This is a genomic window from Vibrio sp. 811 (assembly GCF_033339195.1).
Genome location: NZ_JAWOUB010000864.1, coordinates 1 through 537 on the forward strand (window position 1 = coordinate 1; position 537 = coordinate 537).

Here is a 537-nt window from a genome sequence, read left to right on the forward strand (position 1 = left end):
CAACCCAGACCACGCTCAAATCCAAGCGCTAACGGAAGAAGATCTACAAAACCGCGAACTAATGGTTTCTATCGCGAAATCTGTTCACGTTGAAGTAGAACCTTTCTGGACTTGTGGTCAGCTTCTTGAAGAGATCTTCGGTGAAACTGCAGAACCTAAACTAATGCAGCCTACGTTCATCACTGGCTACCCAGCGGATATTTCTCCACTGGCACGTCGTAGCGATGACAACCCATTCTTCACAGACCGCTTTGAGTTCTTCATCGGTGGCCGTGAAGTAGCAAACGGCTTCTCAGAGCTTAACGATGCAGAAGACCAAGACGCGCGCTTTAAAGCACAGGTTGAAGCAAAAGAATCTGGTGATGACGAAGCGATGTTCTACGATGCAGACTACATCACTGCACTAGAACACGGTCTACCACCAACAGCAGGTCAAGGTATCGGTATCGACCGCCTAGTTATGCTGCTAACTAACACGCACACTATCCGTGACGTGATCTTATTCCCTGCAATGCGCCCACAAGCGTAATTCTTTGC

At 48.4% G+C, this 537-nt stretch carries 1 protein-coding gene; it reads left to right on the forward strand.

The window, feature by feature from the left end:
- Positions 1 to 529, forward strand: a 529-nt coding sequence (locus R7Q46_RS29825; RefSeq protein ID WP_318078674.1) for an amino acid--tRNA ligase-related protein, incomplete at its 5' end; no start/stop codon positions are given.
- Between the last annotated feature and the right edge of the window lie 8 nt (positions 530 to 537).